The organism is Fretibacterium sp. (assembly GCF_057312375.1).
Genome location: NZ_DBHLDX010000004.1, coordinates 17,565 through 35,381 on the forward strand (window position 1 = coordinate 17,565; position 17,817 = coordinate 35,381).

Genomic DNA, 17,817 nt, shown 5'->3' on the forward strand with positions numbered 1-17,817 from the left:
TGTGGAGCCAACCCGACCATTGGGTGATCGCACCGGAATCCGTCATTGCCGAGCTGGCGAGGGGGCGGCGCCTCTACGTCAGCGAGATAGAGAACGCCCCTCCGAACCGCAGCGTTTACAAAATAAAGCGACAGGCTCCAAAACTGGCGCGCCATAGAGCCATGGCCCTCTTTGAGAGCGCCGTCGAAGAATACCTGAGAGACCTGAAATTCCCGATAAAGATCGGGGAGGCCTTTGGCGGTGCGGTCTGACTTGCAGCATCGACGCCCGAAGGAGGGCCGAAGATTAACCAGCACTTCCCTAGATAAATTTCTTGAATATTTCACAAAGAAAAAATCAATTTTCCTTAAAGTAAAAGCCCTGTTATATTGGGGATGGCGGTTACAAAACCATACCCAAGGGGGATGCAGCAAATGAAGGGAAAAACCACTATCGTTCACAAGATGCTCATTGCTCTCGTTTGTGGTCTTGCCGTCGGCATCGGGTGCCTGTTTCTGAGGGAATACCTGTTGTCAAATGGCGGCGAGGGGACGTGGAAGCTCATCAACGGCCTGCTGTTTCAGGACATCACGCGCCCCGAAGGCGTCCGATCGCTCGGACTGTTCTACATCATCGGCCAGGTGTTCATGAACGGCCTCCAGCTTGCCATCGTCCCGCTGGTCCTCGTTTCGATCAGCCTCGCGATGTGCAGCATCTCCGAGGCCGCGAAGCTCGGACGCATTGCCGTCCGTTCGTTGATCGGCTTTTTGGGCTTTTACTCCGTCGGGTGCCTGATAGCGGGAGCGATCGCCTACGGAGCCCGGGGGATGGGGTGGTTCACGGTGGTCCTTCCGGGCGGCGAGGTCACGAAGACGGCCCAGATCGCACCGTACAACCCGCTTGGCGTCATCGTCGACGCCATACCGAACAACATCATCAACGTCATGGGCGTCAACACGCGGATCCTTGCGGTTGTCGTCGTCGCCGTCATCCTGGGTATCTGCATGAACAAGCTCGGAAAGAAGGCCCAGTCACTCAAAAGCGTTCTGGAGGGCCTCAGCGACGTCATCAACATGTGGCTGACCTTTTTGCTCAACAAGGTGGGGCCGTTCGCGATCTTCTGCATGATCTCCCGCACGTTCGCCGTCTACGGCGTTGAATACCTGAAACCGGCCGCCGCCTACATGGGGACCGCCATCTTCACGCTCTTCCTGGTGCTCCTGACGGTCTACCCGATAGGTATCTTTCTGCTGACCGGCCTGAACCCGTTCAAGTTCATCAAGAAGATGGCGAAGGTCGGCGTGTTCGGCTTCGCGATGAACTCGTCGGCGGCGACTCTGCCGATCAACATGCGCACGAACCTCGACGAACTCGGATGCAGCGAGGAGATAACGAGCTTCGTGCTTCCGCTGGGCATGACGATCAACATGAACGGAACCTCGATCATGCACATGGTGGCGGTGACGTTCATCGCAACGAGCGCAGGCATCCCGGTAACGCTGTCCACGCTCGTCGTCATGGCGGTCCTGACGATATGCGCAGCGGCGGGGACGCCGGCCATCCCGGTCGCGGGAACGACGATGATCTTCACGGTCATGGCCGGCCTGGGGTTTACGACCGAGGCGTGTTTGGTCGGCTACGCGCTGGTCGTCGCGATCAACCGCCCGGTCGAGATGTCGCTCCTCACGCTGAACGTCATCGGCGACGCAGCGGTCAACGTGATCGTGAACGCCAAAGAGGGAGCGCTGAACCGCGATGTCTACAACAGCTGACGACAGGGAGGATACGACGGTGAGCTACGTTGCGGCAGAACGGATGAACGCCTTGCCCTTCTCCGGCATACGCAAGATGATGGAGAAGGCGACGAAGATGCAACAGGCGGGTGAGCGCGTGATCCACCTGGAGATCGGCCGTCCGGATTTTGATACGCCGGAGAGGATCAAGCGCGCAGCGGCCGAGAGCCTGGCTCAGGGACACGTCTTTTACACGTCGAATTATGGGACGCCAGAGCTGAGGACGGCAATCGCCGACAAGATGCGCGAGAAGAACCACGTGAGGTACGACCCGTCCGAAGTCCTGGTTACCGTCGGCGTCGGAGAAGGAACCTTTGCCGGCATGGCGGCGTTTCTGAACCCGAGCGACGAGGTCCTCGTCCCCAATCCGGTGTGGCTGAACTACATCCACGTTCCGGAATCCCTGGGAGCGGTTCCATCGACGTACAGCCTCAAGGAGGAAAACGACTACCAGGTGGACTTCGCGGAGCTTGAGAGCAAGATAACGAGCCGAACAAAAATGCTGGTCCTCGTCGATCCAAGCAACCCGACCGGAGGCGTTTTTTCGCGCGAAACCCTGGACCGCCTTGCCGAGACGGCACGGAAACACGATCTGCTGGTCCTGTCGGACGAGATCTATGAACGGCTCATCTACGACGGAGTGGAGCACGTGAGCATCGCTTCGCTGCCAGGAATGAAGGAGCGGACGATCACGTTGGGCGGCATGTCCAAAGCGTACTCGATGACGGGATGGCGCCTTGGCTATCTGTGCGCCCCGCGCGAGATCGTTCAGGCGTGCGTGCGCGTTCATCAATACACGGTGACGTGCGCGCCGTCGTTCGTCCAGGATGCGTCGGTCGTCGCCCTTCGCGAATGCGACGAGGACGTCGAGGCGATGCGCCGCGAGTATCAAAGGCGCAAGGATTACGTCGTCAAGGCGCTCAACGCGATCGACGGCCTGAGCTGCAACAATCCGAAGGGCGCGTTCTACGTTTTCGTCAACGTCAAGAGCTTGGGCCGCTCGTCCGCCGAGGTCGCCGAGTACATGCTCGACCACGCAAAAGTGGCGCTGGTTCCGGGAAGTGCGTTCGGGTCGGAGGGTGAGGGCTACCTGCGCCTCTCGTATGCGGCCGCTTACGAAGAGCTCGTCGAGGCCTGCGAAAGGATCGAAAAGGCCGTCAAAGAGCTGTGGTAATTCAGGCTATAATGAAGGGGCCTGGGACGATTCGTCCCAGGCCGTCGGGGAGGTGCGCGGGATGGATAAGCTGCGGGAGGACGCGCTGGAGATCGTGAGGCGGGCTATTGACGCCGTGCTGCCCGAAGCGGCGGTGAGGGAGGCGTTGGGGCGTGGAGAGCTCGCCGCCCGGCTGAGGGAGGCGGGGCGAGGACGGGTGGTGCTGGCCGCCATCGGCAAGGCGGCGTGGCGCATGGCGAAAGCCGCCTCGGAGCTACTGGGAGACCGGCTGGCCGGCGGCGTCCTCATCACCAAATACGGCCATTCGCTGGGGGAGATGCGGGGCATTGAGGCCTTTGAGGCGGGGCATCCGGTGCCGGACGAGAACGCGGTCCGGGGGACGGAGGCGCTCCTGCGGCGCGTGAGGGGCCTGTCGCCGGAGGATACGGTGCTGTTCCTCGTCTCAGGCGGCGGGTCGGCGCTCTTCGAGCTGCCGGCGGAGGGCGTGACGCTGGGGGACGTGGCGGGCGTGACGGGCCAGCTCCTGGCCAGCGGAGCGGACATCGTGGAGGTCAACGCGGTCCGCAAGCACCTGTCCGCCGTGAAGGGAGGGCGCTTCGCGAAGCTCTGCGCGCCGGCCCGCGTCCTGACGGTGGCCCTGTCGGACGTGCTGGGCGACCGCCTGGACAGCATCGCGTCGGGGCCGGCCTGTCCCGACGCCTCCACGTCGGAGGACGCCCTGCGCGTCGTGGAGAAGTACGGGCTGGCACTCCACCCCCGCCTCACGGAGGCCATGAAACGCGAAACGCCCAAAAAACTGGACAACGCCACGGCCGTAGCGGCGGGCAGCGTGGCGTCGCTCTGCGCGGCGGCCGAGAGGGCCGCCGCCTTCTTGGGCTACACGCCGCTGCTCCTGACCTCCACGCTCTCCTGCACGGCGCGGGAGGCCGGCGCGTTCCTGGCCGCCATCGCGCGGGAGGTTCGCGCCAGCGGTCGCCCCATCGCAGCCCCCTGTGCCGTCATCGCGGGCGGCGAGACCGTGGTGCGCGTGACGGGAAAGGGCAGGGGCGGACGCAATCAGGAGCTGGCCCTGTCGGCGTGCCGCGGCATACGGGGGCTTCGGGACGTCGTGGTCGTCTCCGTGGGGTCGGACGGCACGGACGGCCCCACAGACGCGGCCGGGGGCATCGTGGACGGGACGACGGCGGAGGCGCTGGAGGCCAGCGGGCTGGACGTCGAGGCCGTCCTGCGGGACAACGACGCATGGACTGCGCTGAAGGCCGTGGACTCCCTCGTGATCACCGGCCCCACGGGCACCAACGTCAACGACGTTTCGTTCGCCCTGATGGGCTAGGGCCGTATCGCCGTGATGAGCGCACTGGCGGAGAGCCCCGCAAGGGCCGCCTCGTCCTCCGCGCTCAGGCTTCCCGCCTCCTGCCGAACGACATCTGCATTGATCGCATGGGGTTTCGTCGGCCTGACGCTGACTTGAACGAACCCTGCCACCTCAAGTTTTCGCCGATACTCTTCCGACGGAAGAGCACCGGCGATTCACCCGCTCCAGGCCGTCTTGCTCCTGCGCAGCATCTCCGGAACGGGGCGCAGCAACACGACGTCCGAAACACAGAAGCGGCCGCCGGGCGCCAGCACCCGAAACGCCTCGCCAAACACCGCGTCCTTATCCGGGGACAGGTTGATGACGCAGTTGGAGAGCAGCACGTCCACCCCGCCGTCGAAGATCGGGAGCGCCTCGATGTGGCCCTTCAGGAGCGTGACGTTCCTCAGGCCCAGCTTCGCGAGGTTCTTTCGGGCGCGGGCCAGCATGGCGGGGGTCATATCCAGGCCGTAGACCTGGCCCGACGGCCCCACGTCCCGGGCCGCCAGGATCAGGTCCAGCCCTGCGCCGCACCCCAGGTCCAACACGCGCTCCCCCGGCTTGAGGAGCGCCGCGCGGACGGGGTCGCCGCACCCGAAGGACTGCTCCGCCGCTTCCCCCGTCCCAGCGAGGTCCGCAGCACAGTAGTTGCCCTGAGTCATGTCCGTGACGGCGTCGGGGGCCGTGCAGCACCCCGCCTCCCGTCCCTCGATGGCCGCGCTGTACGCCGCGCGCACCGCCTCCCGAATGTCCCCCGCCGCCGCCTCTCCATCCTGCTTCATGGGTACGTTCCGCATGACGCTCCCTAGTCCTCCTGCCACGTCAGCGCCAGCTCCGCAAAGGTCCCGGCCCCCGTCCAGAGCACGTCCTCGTTGACGGTGAACTTCGGGTGGTGATGGGGAAAGTCCAGCCCGCCGCCAAGGGTTGAGGGGTGCGAGAAGAACACGCCCGGCACCTTCTCCATGTAGAAGGCCATGTCCTCGCTCACCATGGCCGGCTCGTCGATTGGGCGAACGTGTTCCGGCCCCACGACCGCTCCCGCGGCGCGGACAAGCTTTTCCGTCATGCCGGGGTCGCAGACCACGGGGGGCGGTCCATACCTGAAGGCGACCTGAGCACTGCCGCGCATGGCTGCGGCGACGCCCTCGGCGATGGTCCGGATGCGGTCCTGCAGTGAGCTGCGCGTCTCCTTCGAGAGGGAGCGGATGGTGCCCTTCATCGTGCAGGAGTCGGGGATGACGTTGGGGGCGGAGCCCGCCTGGAAGCTCCCCACGGTCAGCACGGCGGGGTCCAGGGGCGGTGTCTCCCGGCTGATGACGGTCTGGAGGGTAGCGTAGATCTGGCAGGCGATCGAGATGGGGTCCACCGAGCGGTCCGGCTGGGCCCCGTGGCCGCCCTTCCCACTCACCTCGATGGTGAAGACGTCCGCCGCGGCCATGACGGCTCCCGATTTGAAGCCGATCTCGCCCGCATCGGCACCGTTCCACAGGCTGCCCGTGTGCAGCCCGGCGATGGCGTCCACGTCCTCGAGGACGCCGTCCTGGATCATCGCCATGGCCCCCATCCCGATCTCCTCCGCTGGCTGGAAGATCAGCTTCACGGCGCCCCGCAGGTCCTCCCGATGCCGCCCCAGCAGGACGGCCGCCCCCAGCAGCATGGCCGTGTGCGCGTCGTGCCCGCAGGCGTGCATCCGTCCGGGGTGCGCGGACGCGAAGGGCAGCCCCGTCGCCTCCGCGACGGGCAGGGCATCCATGTCCGCGCGCAGCGCCAGCGTGCGCCCGGGCCGGGCGCCCCGAATCATCGCGGTGACGCCGCTTTTCCCGACCCCCGTCCGGACCTCCTCGGCCCTCGCCTCCTTCAACCGCTCAACGACGAAGGCCGCCGTGTCCCCGACGTCGAACCCCACCTCCGGATGAAGGTGAATGTGCCGACGCCAGCTCACCATCTCTCCGTTCAGCTCCCGCGCCTCATCCCGAACGCTCACGCCCTCCATTGCAACATCCTCCACCTTTCACAAAATTCAGGTGAACTCAATTTTATATCATCCGGGGCAGATTGCCTCCTGCGTTCTATTGTATCTTGCGCGAATATGTTATAGAATTGTATATCCTGTAAAGGTGGCATGGCTTGCTTCGTAACGTTTTACGAGAGCGGCGGCCATGTTCGCCCGCAGGTTCTGCAAAAGGGGGTGGGAATCATGAGCGACTGTATTTTCTGCAAGATCGCAGGCGGCGAGATACCGACGGACTTCGTCTATCAGGACGAGGACGTCGTGGTCTTTCGTGATGTTGCACCCCAGGCTCCAACGCATCTCCTGGTGATCCCAAGGTGTCACGTAGCATCTTCGGCCGAGGTGAAGGATTCGGCCGTCTGGGGCGTCCTGATGGGCGCCGCCGTGAAGGTCGCGCTCTCGCTTGGCCTTGAGAAGGATGGCTATCGTATGGTCATCAACACGGGAGAAGGAAGCGGTCAGACGGTACCTCACCTTCACATTCATCTGCTGTCGGGACGCAATTTCGGCTGGCCTCCGGGCTAGTCGGAGAAGAGGAAGGGGGGATCTGTTCATGACGACTGTCACCCGCAAAGAAGGAGAGAACATTGAGGATACGCTGAGGCGCTTCAAAAAGGAAGTGGCCAAGGTGGGGACTCTGCGTGAGGCCCGCAAGCGCGAGCACTACGAGAAGCCCAGCGACGCCAAGAAACTCAAGCGAGCTGAGGCGGCGCGGAAGCGCAAGAGCATGAGGCACAGGAACGCAGGCTAAGGTTGCGTGTCGATGGGGGCTGAGGCCCCCATTTTTTCTTTTCGCGAAAGGAGAGTGTGATCGCGATGAAGCTGACGGATCGGATCGCGGCCGACCTGATGGCCGCCATGAAGGCACGGGAGGAGAGGCGCCTCTCCTCCCTGCGGATGCTGAAGACGGAGCTGCAGAAGCTCGCGGCCGACAAGGGGCGCGACGCGGAGATCGCGGACGAGGACGTGCACGCGGTGATCCGACGCCTGATCAAGCAGCGCAGGGAGGCCGCGGAGCAGTACGCTGCCGGCGGAGCGCGGGACCGCGCGGAAGCGGAGCTGGCGGAGGCGGCGATCCTGGAGCCCTACCTCCCGGCCCAGTTGGAGGACGCAGCCCTGGACGAGATGGTCCGTCAGGCCGCCCAGGACACGGGAGCCTCCGGACCCCGCGACATGGGCAGGCTCATGAAGGCCGTGCTGGCCCTGGCGGCGGGCCGCGCCGACGGCGGGCGCGTCAAGGACCGCGTCGCGGCGTACCTGAACCGTTAAGAGGGGCGCAGTCCATCTCCCGCCCGTTTCGTCAGGAGGCGCCCCAGGGCGCCTCCTTCATTATTGTCGCCTTTTTGTCGCTCTTTCGCCGCCGTCAGAGCCCCTTCCCGCCCTCCACTCGGAGACGGCGAGGCCCCCCAGGATCAGCACCGTCCCCAGGAGGGACAGAGGCGTCACGGGCTCTCCCAGGGCCAGGGCGCCTGCCGCCACGGCCACGACGGGGATCAAATAGGCGGAGACGCTGGTCCGCACCGGCCCCAGCGCCTCGACGGCAAAGTTCCACGCGAAGAAGCACAGGGCCGACGCCCCCAGCCCGAGGTAGAGGAAGGGGAGGAAAAACTTCGGTTGCACCAGGTGGGCGAGGTTCGGTCTGAGGCCCAGGAACGGCGACAGGATCGCCAGGAACAGGACGCCGTAGAGGAAGATGCGCTGCGTCGCCTGAAGGGTGCTGAGGCCGAAGCCGCCGGCCCGCCGCACCAGCACGGAGTAGAGGCCCCAACTGGCGGCCGCTCCCAGGGCCAGCAGGTCCCCCAGAGGCGAGATCTGCATCCGGACCCCATTGAAGCTGATGAGGCCGATGCCCGTCATCGCGAGGGCAAAGCCGACGAAGAACCGCACCTGGAGCCGGTCCGAACGGTAGAAGAGGCGGTTCAGGGTCGCCGTGAAGAAGGGGGCGGCGGAGATGATGACCCCCACGTTGGAGGCCAGGCCGTGCGTCAGGGCCGTGTTCTCCAACAGGAAGTAGAGCACGATACCGCAGAATCCCGCGACGGCGTAGGAGAGCTCCTCCGGCACCGTCCGGACCCGCGGGAGGCGGGGGGATGCCAGGAAGAGCGCCACCAGGCCCAGGACCATGCGGATCAGGATGACCTCCACCGGCCTGAAGTCCTCCAGGATGACCTTTGATACGATGAAGGTCGTGCCCCAGATCAGGATGCTGGTCAGCGCGGCGACGTAGCCCGCGATGGCACTGTGCTTCATCTTCCCGCACCTCCGGCAGCCGTTGACCTCCTGCGCTCCACCCTTCCAAACGTCATTGCGCTCCGTCCCCCCTTCAAAAATAAGGCCCGCGTTCGTCCGAAGCGGAGCGCGGTACAGGGGTATTATACGACGAATCTTCCCCTCAGCGGCGCGGGAACGCGGGGGGCAGGGAGGCCAGCAGCTCCTCGATGACGGGGTGTCCCGTCGCCGCCAGTTCCTCGACGGAGCGTCCCCGCGCCGCGATCACGCCGTCCGCCATCAGCGCCACCTCGCGACAGAGCCCGGCCACCACCCTCAGGTCGTGGGAGATGAAGAGGAACGCCAGCCCCTGCTCGTCGCGGATGCGCTCGATCAGTTTCAGCACCCGCGCCTGCACCAGCATGTCCAGGCTGCTGACCGCCTCGTCAAAGACCACCACGCGCGGGTTCGGCGCCAGGGCGCGGGCGATGCAGACCCGCTGGAGCTCGCCCCCGCTGAACTGCGAGGGGTACTTGTCCGCGTCCGTCGCCTTCAGCCCCACCTGCTCCAGCAGGGGGCGGGACCGCTCCACTGCCTCTCCCTTCGTCAGGCTGAAGAAGTTGCGCAACGGCTCCGCGACGATCTCCCCGGCGGTCATCCGGGGGTTCACGGAGTCCCGCACGTTCTGAAACACCGCCTGCACGCTGCGCCGAAACTCGGCGCGCCGCGCGGGAGAAGCCACGTCCTCTCCGAGGAACCGCACGGTCCCGGCGTCCGGGCGCTCCAGGCCCAGGATCACCCGTCCCAGAGTGCTCTTGCCGCACCCGCTGCGCCCCACAAGCCCCAGGGAAGTCCCCTCCGAAAGGTCCAGGTCCACGCCGCGCAGCACGTGCAGAGCCTCCGCCCGGGTGAAGAGCCCCCCGCGTCGGTAGGTGCGGCGAACGCCCTCTAAAGACAGAAGTGCGCTCATCGTTCGTCCCCTCCCTCCTGCGGCAGGCCGAGGCGCGCGCAGAGCGCGCGGTGCGCCTCCACCAACGCGACCGTCACCGGGTGCCGCGGGGACCTGAAGAGCTCTCCGACGGGGCGGTCCTCCACCACAGCGCCCTCCTCCAGCACCACCACGTCGTCGGCCACGCGGGCCACGACGCCGAAGTCGTGCGTCACCAGGAGGACCCCCATGTCCCGCCGACGCCGCGCGGCGTCGATCAGGTCCAGCACCCGGCGCTGGGCCACGGTGTCCAGGTCCGTCGTCGGCTCGTCCGCGATCAGCAGGCTGGGGTCGTTCAACAGGGCCAGGGCCAGCATCACCCGCTGGAGCATCCCCCCACTGAGCTGAAAGGGGTAGGCGCGGCATATTTTGCCGGCGTCCTCAAGCCCGACCTCCTTCAGGGCAGCCTCGGCCCGCCCGCGCCAACCGAAGTCCCCTCCGTGGGCCGCCAGGGTCTCCCTGAAGTGGGAGCCGATGGAGAACAGGGGGTCGAAGCAGCTGGCGGGGTCTTGCAGGACCATGGCGATGCGCGTCCCGCGAAGCTCGCGGAGCTCCCTGGCGGGAAGGGCGTCGAGCGGGCGCCCCTCGAAGCAGATCGCCCCCCCCGTGCGCCTCACGCCCTGTGGAAGCAGGCCCGGAACTGCCGTGCAGGAGAGCGACTTGCCCGATCCGCTGGCCCCCACCAGACAGGTGACGCGCCCGCGGCGGACCGCAAAGGAGACGTCCCGGACCAGGGGCCTTGCGGCCCGATCCGACGTTTCGATCCGGAGGCCCCGCACCTCCAACAGCGGCGCGCTCATGACTCCGCCTCCACGAAGTCGAAGTCGGACGCATCGCGCATGGCGTCGCCCAGCAGGTTGAAGGCCATGACGCTGACGAAGATGGCCAGCCCCGGATAGAGCAGCAGCTGCGGCTGGGTCCAGAGGTACTGGCGCGCGTCGTTGATCATGCTGCCCCATTCGGGCATCGGGGGCTGGACGCCAAGCCCAAGGAAGGAGAGGCCCGCCACGTGCAGCATCATGTGTCCGATGTCGAGGGTGGAGAGCACCAGCAGTTGCGGGGCCAGGGCCGGCAGGATGTGGCGCGCCACGATGCGCCACCGGCTGGTCCCGGCGACCCGCGCGGCCAGCACGAACTCGCGGTTCTTCAGGGAGATGACGATCCCCCTCACGATGCGGGCGTACCAGGCCCAGTGCGTGAAGAAGATCGCGACGATGACATTCGTCAGCCCCGTGCCCAGCACCGCGACGAAGAACATGGCCAGGATGATCGTGGGGAAGGTCAGAAACACGTCACAGGTGCGCATGATGGCGGAGTCCAGCACCCCGCCGAAGAAGCCCGCGACGCTCCCGGCAAAGGTGCTGAAGGTCACGATGAGCAACAGGATGAGGAAGACGGACCCCAGCGAAACGCGGGAGCCAAAGATCAGGCGGGACAGCACGTCGCGCCCCAGGTGGTCGGTCCCCAGCAGGTGTCCCGCACTCGGCGGCAGCAGCTTGGCCGCCAGGTTCACCTCCTGCGGGTCCGGCAGCCCCATCCAGGGGCCCAGGAGCGCCGCCAGACCGATCAGGAGGAGCAGAGCCGCGGCCACCCAGAAGACCTTGTTGCGCAACAGTCGGGCAGTCATCGGGCCTCTCCTTCCAGTCGGACGCGCGGGTCCACCAGCGCGTAGAGGATGTCAACGCAGAGGTTGCAGAAGACGAAGATCACGGTCATCAGGAGGATGAAGCACTGGAGCACGGGGTAGTCCCGGTTCAGGACCGACTGGACCGCGTAGCGCCCCAGTCCCGGCCAGGCGAAGATGTTCTCCGCGATGACGGCCCCTCCCAGCATCTCCCCCAGGTGCATGCCCGTAGCGGTGACGATGGGGATCATGGAGTTCTTCATGACGTGCGCCCACACCACCCGCCGCTCCGTCAGGCCGCGGGCGCGGGCGTAGAAGACGGAGCGGGAACGCATGTGCTCCAGCAGGTTCGCCCGCAGGAAGCGGATGTTGACGGCGATCGACATGGCCGACAGCGTGACAACCGGCATGACCAGGTGCGCCGCGCCGCCACGCCCCATGGGGGGCAGCCACCCCAGCTTGACGGAGAAGAGGTACAGGAGCAGGTAGCCCAGCCAGAAGCTCGGCATGGAGACCCCGACGAAGGCCAGCGCCCGCGTGAAGTGATCGGCCAGCCGATCCTTGTAGAGCGCTGCGGCCACTCCCAGGGGAACGCTGACCAGGAGGGTAAAGAGAAGCCCCCACCCGGCCAGCGTCAACGTAGCGGGAAGGTAGTAGAGCACCTCCTGGAGCACCGGCTTGCCCGTCACGTAGGAGCGGCCGAAGTCCAGCCGGACGGCCTTCGCAGCCCACGCAGCGTACTGCTCCGCGATCGGCCGGTCCAGTCCCAGCTCGCGCCTCGCCTCGGCCAGGGCCTGCTCGGTGGGAGGAATGTTCGCCATCCGCAGGTAGGCCATGGCCGGATCTCCCTTAGCCAGCCTCAGGACGAGGAACACCAGGATCGAAACGCAGATCAGGATGGGGATCAGGACGAGGAAGCGCCTGACGATGAACCGGACCATCGCGTGCCGCCTACTCCCAGGACATCGTGTCGAAGGGCACCGAGTCCACGAAGGCGGGGAATCCGACGCCCGCCAACCCCTTCCTGTGGACCTTCACCAGCGTCTTGTAGGAGATGGGGAAGTAGACGGCTTGGTCGTGCAGGGTGGTCAGAATGTCCCTGTACAGTGCGGACCGTTCCGCGTCCGTCGTGGCCCGAAGCACCAGACCAATCTTCTCGTCGAGCTCCTTCTTCATCGGCAGGCCGGACTGGGCCTGATAGTCCGCGTGGGAAGGAACCCGCATGGAGGCGCACATCGCGTGGGGATCGTAGGGGGCGCCCCAGGTGTCGTTGAAGATCATGCCGAACTCCCCGTCCCGCTGGCGCTTGAAGTAGGCGTCGCTCTCCTCCCCGATCAGGTTGACCCGAATCCCGGCCTTCCTGAGGTCGGACTGCACCACCTCGGCGATCGTCTTCTGCTCGGCGTCGTTGCCGACGAAACAGAGGTCGAACGCCAGCTCCTGGCCGTTCTTTGAGCGGTAGTTCCCCTCCTGCTTCCAGCCGGCTTCCTCCAGGAGCGCCTTCGCCTTTTCCAAATCGCGCTCGTAGGGAGCGAGGCCCGCGTCGCAGTAGGGCATGGCCGTACTGAAGAGGAAGGGCGCGGGGGGCTCCACCTCCAGGAACACGCCCCTGATGATGGCGTCGCGGTCGATGGCGTGCTGAACGGCCCTGCGCACCGCCAGGTCCCTGCCCGCCCCCCTTGCGGAGTTGATGGCCAGGGCGCGGGTGGCCCTGGGGTTGGAGACGCCCGTCTCGAAGCGCCCCGTCGCCTCCAGACGCTTGAAGGCCTCGAGGCTGATCTGGGCAGCCCCATGACCGCTGGCCCCGAAGATCAGGTCCAGGTCCCCCGTCTCCAAAGCCGCCACGCGCGAATCTCCCTCCGGGACCACCTTGACCAGCACCTCCGCAAGCTCAGGCTTTTTGCCCCAATAGGACTCGTTGCGCCTGAACAGGTCGTACTCCCCCTTCCGGGCCTCGGCGTGGACCCATGGCCCCGTTCCGACGGGGGCCTTGATCCCTTTGGCCGTGCCCCCGTCCGCACCGAACTGCGCGGGGCTCAGGAAGCGGAGGGGACGGATGAGGGAGAGGTCCGCCAGGGTCGGCCCGTAGGCATCCTTCAGGATGAGGCGCAGCGTGTGTTCGTCCGCCGCCTCCGTCCCTTCGAGTTCTCCAATCAGGCCCAGCCAGGCATGGTGTCCCGCGTTGGCCATCACGGCGTCAAAGTTCGCCTTCGCGGCCTGTGCGTTCCACGGCGTCCCATCGGAGAAGGTCACGCCCCTGCGGAGGTGAAAGGTGTAGACCCTGCCGTCCGGGGAGACCTCCCAGCTCTCGGCCAGGCAGGGCTCAATCTCACCGGACCCGGCATAGCGGACCAGCGGCTCGTAGATCATGTCCTGAGCGTACATCTGGTTTGAAGAATACTGGTGCGGATTCAGGTCCCCTCCCGCGTTGCTGCCACACGAGTAGACCAGCCTTGACGTCTCCGCCGCACCGGACGCCCCGCAGAGCGACAACAGCCACAGCGCACAGAGCCACCTCGCAAATCGCCTCATAAAAAATCCCTCCATAACGATTAAGCTATCAGAATTCCCCTGTCGTCACCCTCAGCGAAATCTTTGTCTAAGAGAACGCAGGGGATATGGTAACATATTTTATGATAAAAATAACACTCAGGCGTTCCCATAGACGAAGGGCCGGTCCCCAGGGGGCCGGCCCTTCGTGCCGCGCACGAGGCAGCGTCGCTTACTTGAGCGTGCCCATCGCCGCGTGGGCCGCAGCCACGCGCGCCACGGGCACGCGGAAGGGCGAGCAACTGACGTAGCTCATGTGGATCGAGTGGCAGAAGGCGATGGAGGACGGGTTGCCGCCGTGCTCGCCGCAGATCCCCACCGAAAGCTTGGGGGCGACGCTCCGCCCCTTCTCCACCGCGATTCGCATCAGGCCGCCCACTCCGTCCCGGTCCAGCTCGCTGAAGGGGTTCTCCTTGAACACGCCCTTGTCGATGTACTGGAACAGGAACTTGCCCTCGGCGTCGTCCCGCGAGTAGCCGAAGGTCGTCTGGGTCAGGTCGTTGGTTCCGAAGCTGAAGAACTGCGCGTACTCGGCCAACTGGTCGGCCACGAGGGCCGCGCGCGGCACCTCGATCATCGTCCCGACGAGGTAGGTGAAGTCCGTCCCGGAGGCCTTCATGACCTCACCCGCGATGCGGTCGGCCATCTCGCGGAAGAACTTCATCTCCGCCCGCGTCCCCACCAGCGGGATCATGACCTCCGGCCTCACCTTGACGCCCGCCTTCGTCAGCTCCGCCACGGCCTCGAAGATGGCGTTGATCTGCATCTCGTAGATCTCGGGGTAGACCATCCCCAGGCGGCAGCCCCGGAAGCCCAACATCGGGTTGGCCTCGTGAAGCTGATGGGCCTTGTTCAGGGTCCTCCGCAGTTTCTCGGCCTCCGGTGAGGTCCCGCGGCCCTTCTTTTCCAACTCGCCCAGCTCCTCCAGGAGGGCCGGCTCCTTGGGAAGAAACTCGTGCAGGGGCGGGTCAAGCAGGCGAACGATGACCGGGTATCCCTCCATCGCCTTGAAGATCCCCACGAAGTCGTCCTTCTGCATGACCTTCAGCTTGTTCAGCGCCTCGACGCGCTCCTCAAGGGAGTCGGCCACGACCAGCCGCTGCATCACCGGCAGCCGGTCGGTCGCCATGAACATGTGCTCCGTGCGGCAGAGGCCGATGCCCCTGGCCCCGAACTCACGGGCACGGCGGGCGTCCTCTGGCGTGTCCGCGTTGGCCCAGACCTCCTGCTCGGCCGCCTCGTCCGCCCAACCCAGCAGCTTTTTGAAGTCCTCGGAGAAGGTCGCCTCGATCAACGGCGCCTCACCCAGGAGGACGCGGCCCGATGAGCCGTCCACCGTCACGGTGTCCCCCTTCTTCAGGGTCCTGCCCCGGCTGGTCAGGGTTTCGGCCTCCAGGTCGATCTCCACCTCCTCGCAGCCGCAGACCGCCGGCTTGCCCATGCCGCGGGCGACGACCGCCGCGTGGCTGGTCATGCCGCCCCGGCTCGTCACCACAGCGGCCGATGCAAAGAGGCCGTGGATGTCGTCCGGGCAGGTCTCAGGGCGCGCCAGGACGACGGACTTGCCCTGATGGGCCCACGCCTCGGCCTCGTCGGCGGAGAAGACCAGCATCCCGACCCCGGCGCCCGGCGAGGCGGGGAGGCCGACCGCCAGCACCTCCTGCGGCGCGTTCTTGTCCACCTGGCGGTGCAACAGTTGTTCCACCTGTTCGGGCGACACGCGGGCCACGGCCGTTTTGGTGTCGATCAGGCCCTCGCCCACCATGTCCATGGCAACCTTCACCGCCGCGGCAGCCGTCCTCTTGCCCGTCCGGGTCTGGAGCAGGAAGAGCTTGCCGCGCTCGATGGTGAACTCGATGTCCTGCATGTCCCTGTAGGACTTCTCCAACTGGCCGGTCAGCCTGCAAAGCTCCCTGTAGATCTCCGGCATGGCCCCCTCCAACTGGCCGATGGGCATGGGGGTGCGGATGCCTGCCACCACGTCCTCGCCCTGAGCGTTGATGAGGAACTCGCCGTACAGCTTGTTCTCGCCGGTGGAGGGGTTGCGCGTGAAGCAGACGCCCGTGCCGCAGTCGTCACCCAGGTTGCCGAAGACCATGGAGATGACGTTCACCGCCGTCCCCAGGTCGTCCGCGATCTTGTTGATCTTGCGGTAGGTCACGGCGCGCGGGATGTTCCAGCTCCTGAACACGGCCTCGATGGCCCTGCGAAGCTGCTCCCATGGGTCGGTGGGGAAGTCCCGGCCCACAGCGGCCTTGTAGATCGCCTTGAACTCGGCCACCAGCTTCTCCAGCGCCTCGGCGGGGATCTCGAAGTCCTGGGCGACGCCGAGCGCCTTCTTGCAGGCCGAGAGGGCCTGCTCGAACCGGTCGGAGCTCACCTCGTCCACGACGCTCCCGAACATCTGGATAAAGCGGCGGTAGCTGTCGAACGCGAAGCGCCGATTGCCGGAAACGGAAGCCAGCCCCTCGACGGTCTCGTCGTTCAGGCCCAGGTTCAGGATCGTCTCCATCATGCCCGGCATGGAGATGGGGGCGCCGGACCGCACCGAGACCAAAAGCGGGTTCTTTCCGTCGTTGAAGCCCTTGCCGGCCTCCTTCTCAAGCTCCTTGACGTAACGTTTGACCTCGTCCCAGACCGCGTCCATGATCTTCGGGTCCTGCATGTACCTGCGGCAGACCTCGGTGGTCAGGATGAAGCCGGGCGGCACGGGAAGGCCGCTCTGCACCATGTGACACAGGTTGGCTCCCTTGCCCCCCAGAAGCAGCTTCTGATCGCCCTTTCCTTCCTTCAAACTGTAGATAAACTTCTCCGCCATACCACTCACTCCTCGTTCGACAAAACGTTTTCCGAAAAAAAGCTCCGCGCCCCGCGATCCCCAACGGCGCAAACTCGCTCCCGAGTTCGAGTCCAATCCTCCGGCGCACTCAGGCCTCACAGTATTAACAAACCGAATTGATAACATCACTATCCCTTATACTATAGCGTTTTCGAGGGCTCCCTTCAATGGGGATTTCCAAGGATTTCATCCTGCTTGCAGGACACGCTCCGGCGGTCAAAAGGGTCCGTTCTGCAGCGGCGAAGCTTCGGCAGGCGGAGTGGGATCGGCGGGCTTTCCTCAAGGATGCCCGCAATCAAGGCCTTGCCGAAGGCCACAAACAGGGGCTCGAGGAGGGGCGCAAAGAAGGGCTTGAGCAGGGACGCGCATTGGGCGAGGCAAAAGGTCGGGCGGACGTCGTGCGGCAGCTCGCCGCCTCCGGTCTCCTGACGCTGGAACAGGTCGCACAGGCGACGGGAATGTCCACGGAGGAGGTCAGGGCCATAACTTCGGAATAAAAAGCGCAGGAGGCCCTCATGCGGGCAGGCTCACGGCTTGCCCGCGTGGGGCCTCCTCTCCTTCACCGCTCCTTCACGAACACCTGGCGCCGGGAGATGGAGTTGATGTAGCGGTCCTCCGTCAGGCTCAGGCCCCGTTCGCGGCAGATCGCGGGATAGGCGTTGTTCCAGTTGTCCCGGTTCCGCTCGCCCCAGCGGCAGAACGGGTACCAGACGATCCCCCAGAGGCCGAAGCGCGGTCGGCTCCAATCCACCAGCAGAAAGGTTCCGCCCGGCCGCAGCAGCCGTGCCGTTTCCGCGATGGCGGCACGCCGAACCGCAGGGGGCGTTTCGTGCAGCGCCATCGAGGTCATGACCAGGTCGAAGTGCCCGTCGGGAAAGGGCAGCTCGTCCATGGACGCCTTCAAAAACTCCACCTTGCAGGCGAAGGCCCCCGCTCCCCGACGCGCGCACTCCAGCTGGTCGTCCGAGATGTCCGCCCCGACGATCGACGCGCTGGCGGGGCTCGTTTCAGCCAAAGCGTAACTCAGCCCGCCAGGGCCGCAGCCCAGGTCGAGCGCTCTGCCGCCCTCCCCAAGCCGCAGGTCCCCCACGGCCTGACGATAAAACCGCTCCTGAAAGCCGAACAGTGCGGCAAACCTCCGGTAGTTCTCCCCTCCGAACGCGCCCTTGAAGGCCCTGCCCTTCCCCCGAAAATCCCGTGCTTCCTCAGTCATCGTGCCAACCTCCCCGATATCTTTCCAATACGTATAGTTGCTATACAATTAAGAACGCGTACCCCCCCTACAAACCCCAACCAA

At 65.6% G+C, this 17,817-nt stretch carries 18 protein-coding genes and 1 pseudogene; 8 read left to right on the plus strand and 11 right to left on the minus strand.

The window, feature by feature from the left end; genetic code table 11:
* The 4 genes and pseudogenes from ACO41U_RS01415 to ACO41U_RS01430 form a co-directional block, all read left to right on the plus strand.
* Positions 1–251: pseudogene (locus tag ACO41U_RS01415) on the plus strand (LysR family transcriptional regulator); the annotation flags it as partial.
* 162 nt (positions 252–413) lie between these two features.
* Positions 414–1,751 carry a dicarboxylate/amino acid:cation symporter gene (locus tag ACO41U_RS01420; protein ID WP_485941179.1) on the plus strand — a complete coding sequence of 446 codons (1,338 nt, stop codon included), beginning with the start codon at positions 414–416 and terminating at the stop codon, positions 1,749–1,751.
* A 19-nt stretch (positions 1,752–1,770) separates the two neighbouring features.
* Positions 1,771–2,946 (plus strand): pyridoxal phosphate-dependent aminotransferase, encoded by a 1,176-nt coding sequence (locus ACO41U_RS01425; RefSeq protein WP_485941180.1) that lies wholly within the window; start codon positions 1,771–1,773, stop codon positions 2,944–2,946.
* A 61-nt stretch (positions 2,947–3,007) separates the two neighbouring features.
* On the plus strand, positions 3,008–4,279 hold the full coding sequence (locus ACO41U_RS01430; RefSeq protein WP_485941181.1) for a glycerate kinase type-2 family protein: 1,272 nt from the start codon (positions 3,008–3,010) through the stop codon (positions 4,277–4,279).
* Here the strand turns inward: ACO41U_RS01430 and ACO41U_RS01435 are convergent.
* From ACO41U_RS01435 to ACO41U_RS01445, 3 genes are read right to left on the minus strand one after another with little or no spacing between them, the layout of a single operon-like run.
* Positions 4,276–4,431: a hypothetical protein gene (locus tag ACO41U_RS01435; protein WP_485941182.1), complete on the minus strand. Its 156-nt coding sequence runs from the start codon at positions 4,429–4,431 to the stop codon at positions 4,276–4,278. The two genes, ACO41U_RS01430 and ACO41U_RS01435, sit on opposite strands and share 4 nt — an antisense overlap.
* A 45-nt stretch (positions 4,432–4,476) precedes the next feature.
* The gene (locus tag ACO41U_RS01440; protein ID WP_485941183.1) at positions 4,477–5,097 is read right to left on the minus strand and encodes a methyltransferase domain-containing protein; all 621 of its coding nucleotides are present in this window, start codon (positions 5,095–5,097) and stop codon (positions 4,477–4,479) included.
* 8 nt (positions 5,098–5,105) lie between these two features.
* Positions 5,106–6,293 carry a M20 metallopeptidase family protein gene (locus ACO41U_RS01445; RefSeq protein WP_485941184.1) on the minus strand — a complete coding sequence of 396 codons (1,188 nt, stop codon included), beginning with the start codon at positions 6,291–6,293 and terminating at the stop codon, positions 5,106–5,108.
* A gap of 204 nt (positions 6,294–6,497) precedes the next feature.
* On the opposite strand from ACO41U_RS01445, the gene ACO41U_RS01450 reads away from it, so the two are divergent.
* The 3 genes from ACO41U_RS01450 (at position 6,498) to ACO41U_RS01460 (ending at position 7,580) form a co-directional block, all read left to right on the plus strand.
* The gene (locus tag ACO41U_RS01450) at positions 6,498–6,836 is read left to right on the plus strand and encodes a histidine triad nucleotide-binding protein (RefSeq protein ID WP_298779064.1); all 339 of its coding nucleotides are present in this window, start codon (positions 6,498–6,500) and stop codon (positions 6,834–6,836) included.
* Positions 6,837–6,864: 28 nt separating this feature from the next.
* Complete coding sequence (gene rpsU, locus ACO41U_RS01455) at positions 6,865–7,062, plus strand: 30S ribosomal protein S21 (protein WP_298779067.1); 198 nt, start codon at positions 6,865–6,867, stop codon at positions 7,060–7,062.
* A gap of 65 nt (positions 7,063–7,127) precedes the next feature.
* Positions 7,128–7,580 (plus strand): GatB/YqeY domain-containing protein, encoded by a 453-nt coding sequence (locus tag ACO41U_RS01460; RefSeq protein WP_485941185.1) that lies wholly within the window; start codon positions 7,128–7,130, stop codon positions 7,578–7,580.
* A 60-nt stretch (positions 7,581–7,640) separates the two neighbouring features.
* Here ACO41U_RS01460 and ACO41U_RS01465 read toward each other — a convergent pair whose 3' ends face one another.
* The 7 genes from ACO41U_RS01465 to ppdK all read right to left on the minus strand — a co-directional run bounded on the left by ACO41U_RS01465 (position 7,641) and on the right by ppdK (position 16,499).
* On the minus strand, positions 7,641–8,561 hold the full coding sequence (locus ACO41U_RS01465; protein ID WP_485941186.1) for a DMT family transporter: 921 nt from the start codon (positions 8,559–8,561) through the stop codon (positions 7,641–7,643).
* 142 nt (positions 8,562–8,703) lie between these two features.
* Positions 8,704–9,489 carry an ABC transporter ATP-binding protein gene (locus ACO41U_RS01470; protein ID WP_485941187.1) on the minus strand — a complete coding sequence of 262 codons (786 nt, stop codon included), beginning with the start codon at positions 9,487–9,489 and terminating at the stop codon, positions 8,704–8,706.
* Positions 9,486–10,307 carry an ATP-binding cassette domain-containing protein gene (locus ACO41U_RS01475; protein WP_485941188.1) on the minus strand — a complete coding sequence of 274 codons (822 nt, stop codon included), beginning with the start codon at positions 10,305–10,307 and terminating at the stop codon, positions 9,486–9,488. Before ACO41U_RS01475 ends, ACO41U_RS01470 begins: the two co-directional genes overlap by 4 nt.
* Positions 10,304–11,134, minus strand: coding sequence for a nickel ABC transporter permease subunit NikC (gene nikC, locus ACO41U_RS01480; protein WP_485941189.1), 831 nt, complete (start codon positions 11,132–11,134; stop codon positions 10,304–10,306). The genes ACO41U_RS01475 and nikC overlap by 4 nt, the downstream gene beginning before the upstream one ends.
* Positions 11,131–12,072 carry a nickel ABC transporter permease subunit NikB gene (nikB, locus tag ACO41U_RS01485; RefSeq protein WP_485941190.1) on the minus strand — a complete coding sequence of 314 codons (942 nt, stop codon included), beginning with the start codon at positions 12,070–12,072 and terminating at the stop codon, positions 11,131–11,133. The genes nikC and nikB overlap by 4 nt, the downstream gene beginning before the upstream one ends.
* A 10-nt stretch (positions 12,073–12,082) precedes the next feature.
* Entirely contained in the window at positions 12,083–13,663 is a 1,581-nt protein-coding gene (gene nikA / locus ACO41U_RS01490) for a nickel ABC transporter substrate-binding protein (protein ID WP_485941191.1), read from the minus strand.
* Positions 13,664–13,853: 190 nt separating this feature from the next.
* Positions 13,854–16,499: a pyruvate, phosphate dikinase gene (gene ppdK / locus ACO41U_RS01495; RefSeq protein ID WP_485941192.1), complete on the minus strand. Its 2,646-nt coding sequence runs from the start codon at positions 16,497–16,499 to the stop codon at positions 13,854–13,856.
* Positions 16,500–16,687: 188 nt separating this feature from the next.
* Here ppdK and ACO41U_RS01500 point away from each other — a divergent pair, with 188 nt between their 5' ends.
* Positions 16,688–17,017 carry a hypothetical protein gene (locus tag ACO41U_RS01500; RefSeq protein ID WP_485941193.1) on the plus strand — a complete coding sequence of 110 codons (330 nt, stop codon included), beginning with the start codon at positions 16,688–16,690 and terminating at the stop codon, positions 17,015–17,017.
* Positions 17,018–17,079: 62 nt separating this feature from the next.
* On the opposite strand, the gene ACO41U_RS01505 is transcribed toward ACO41U_RS01500, so the two are convergent.
* Positions 17,080–17,733 carry a class I SAM-dependent methyltransferase gene (locus ACO41U_RS01505; protein ID WP_015556153.1) on the minus strand — a complete coding sequence of 218 codons (654 nt, stop codon included), beginning with the start codon at positions 17,731–17,733 and terminating at the stop codon, positions 17,080–17,082.
* Between the last annotated feature and the right edge of the window lie 84 nt (positions 17,734–17,817).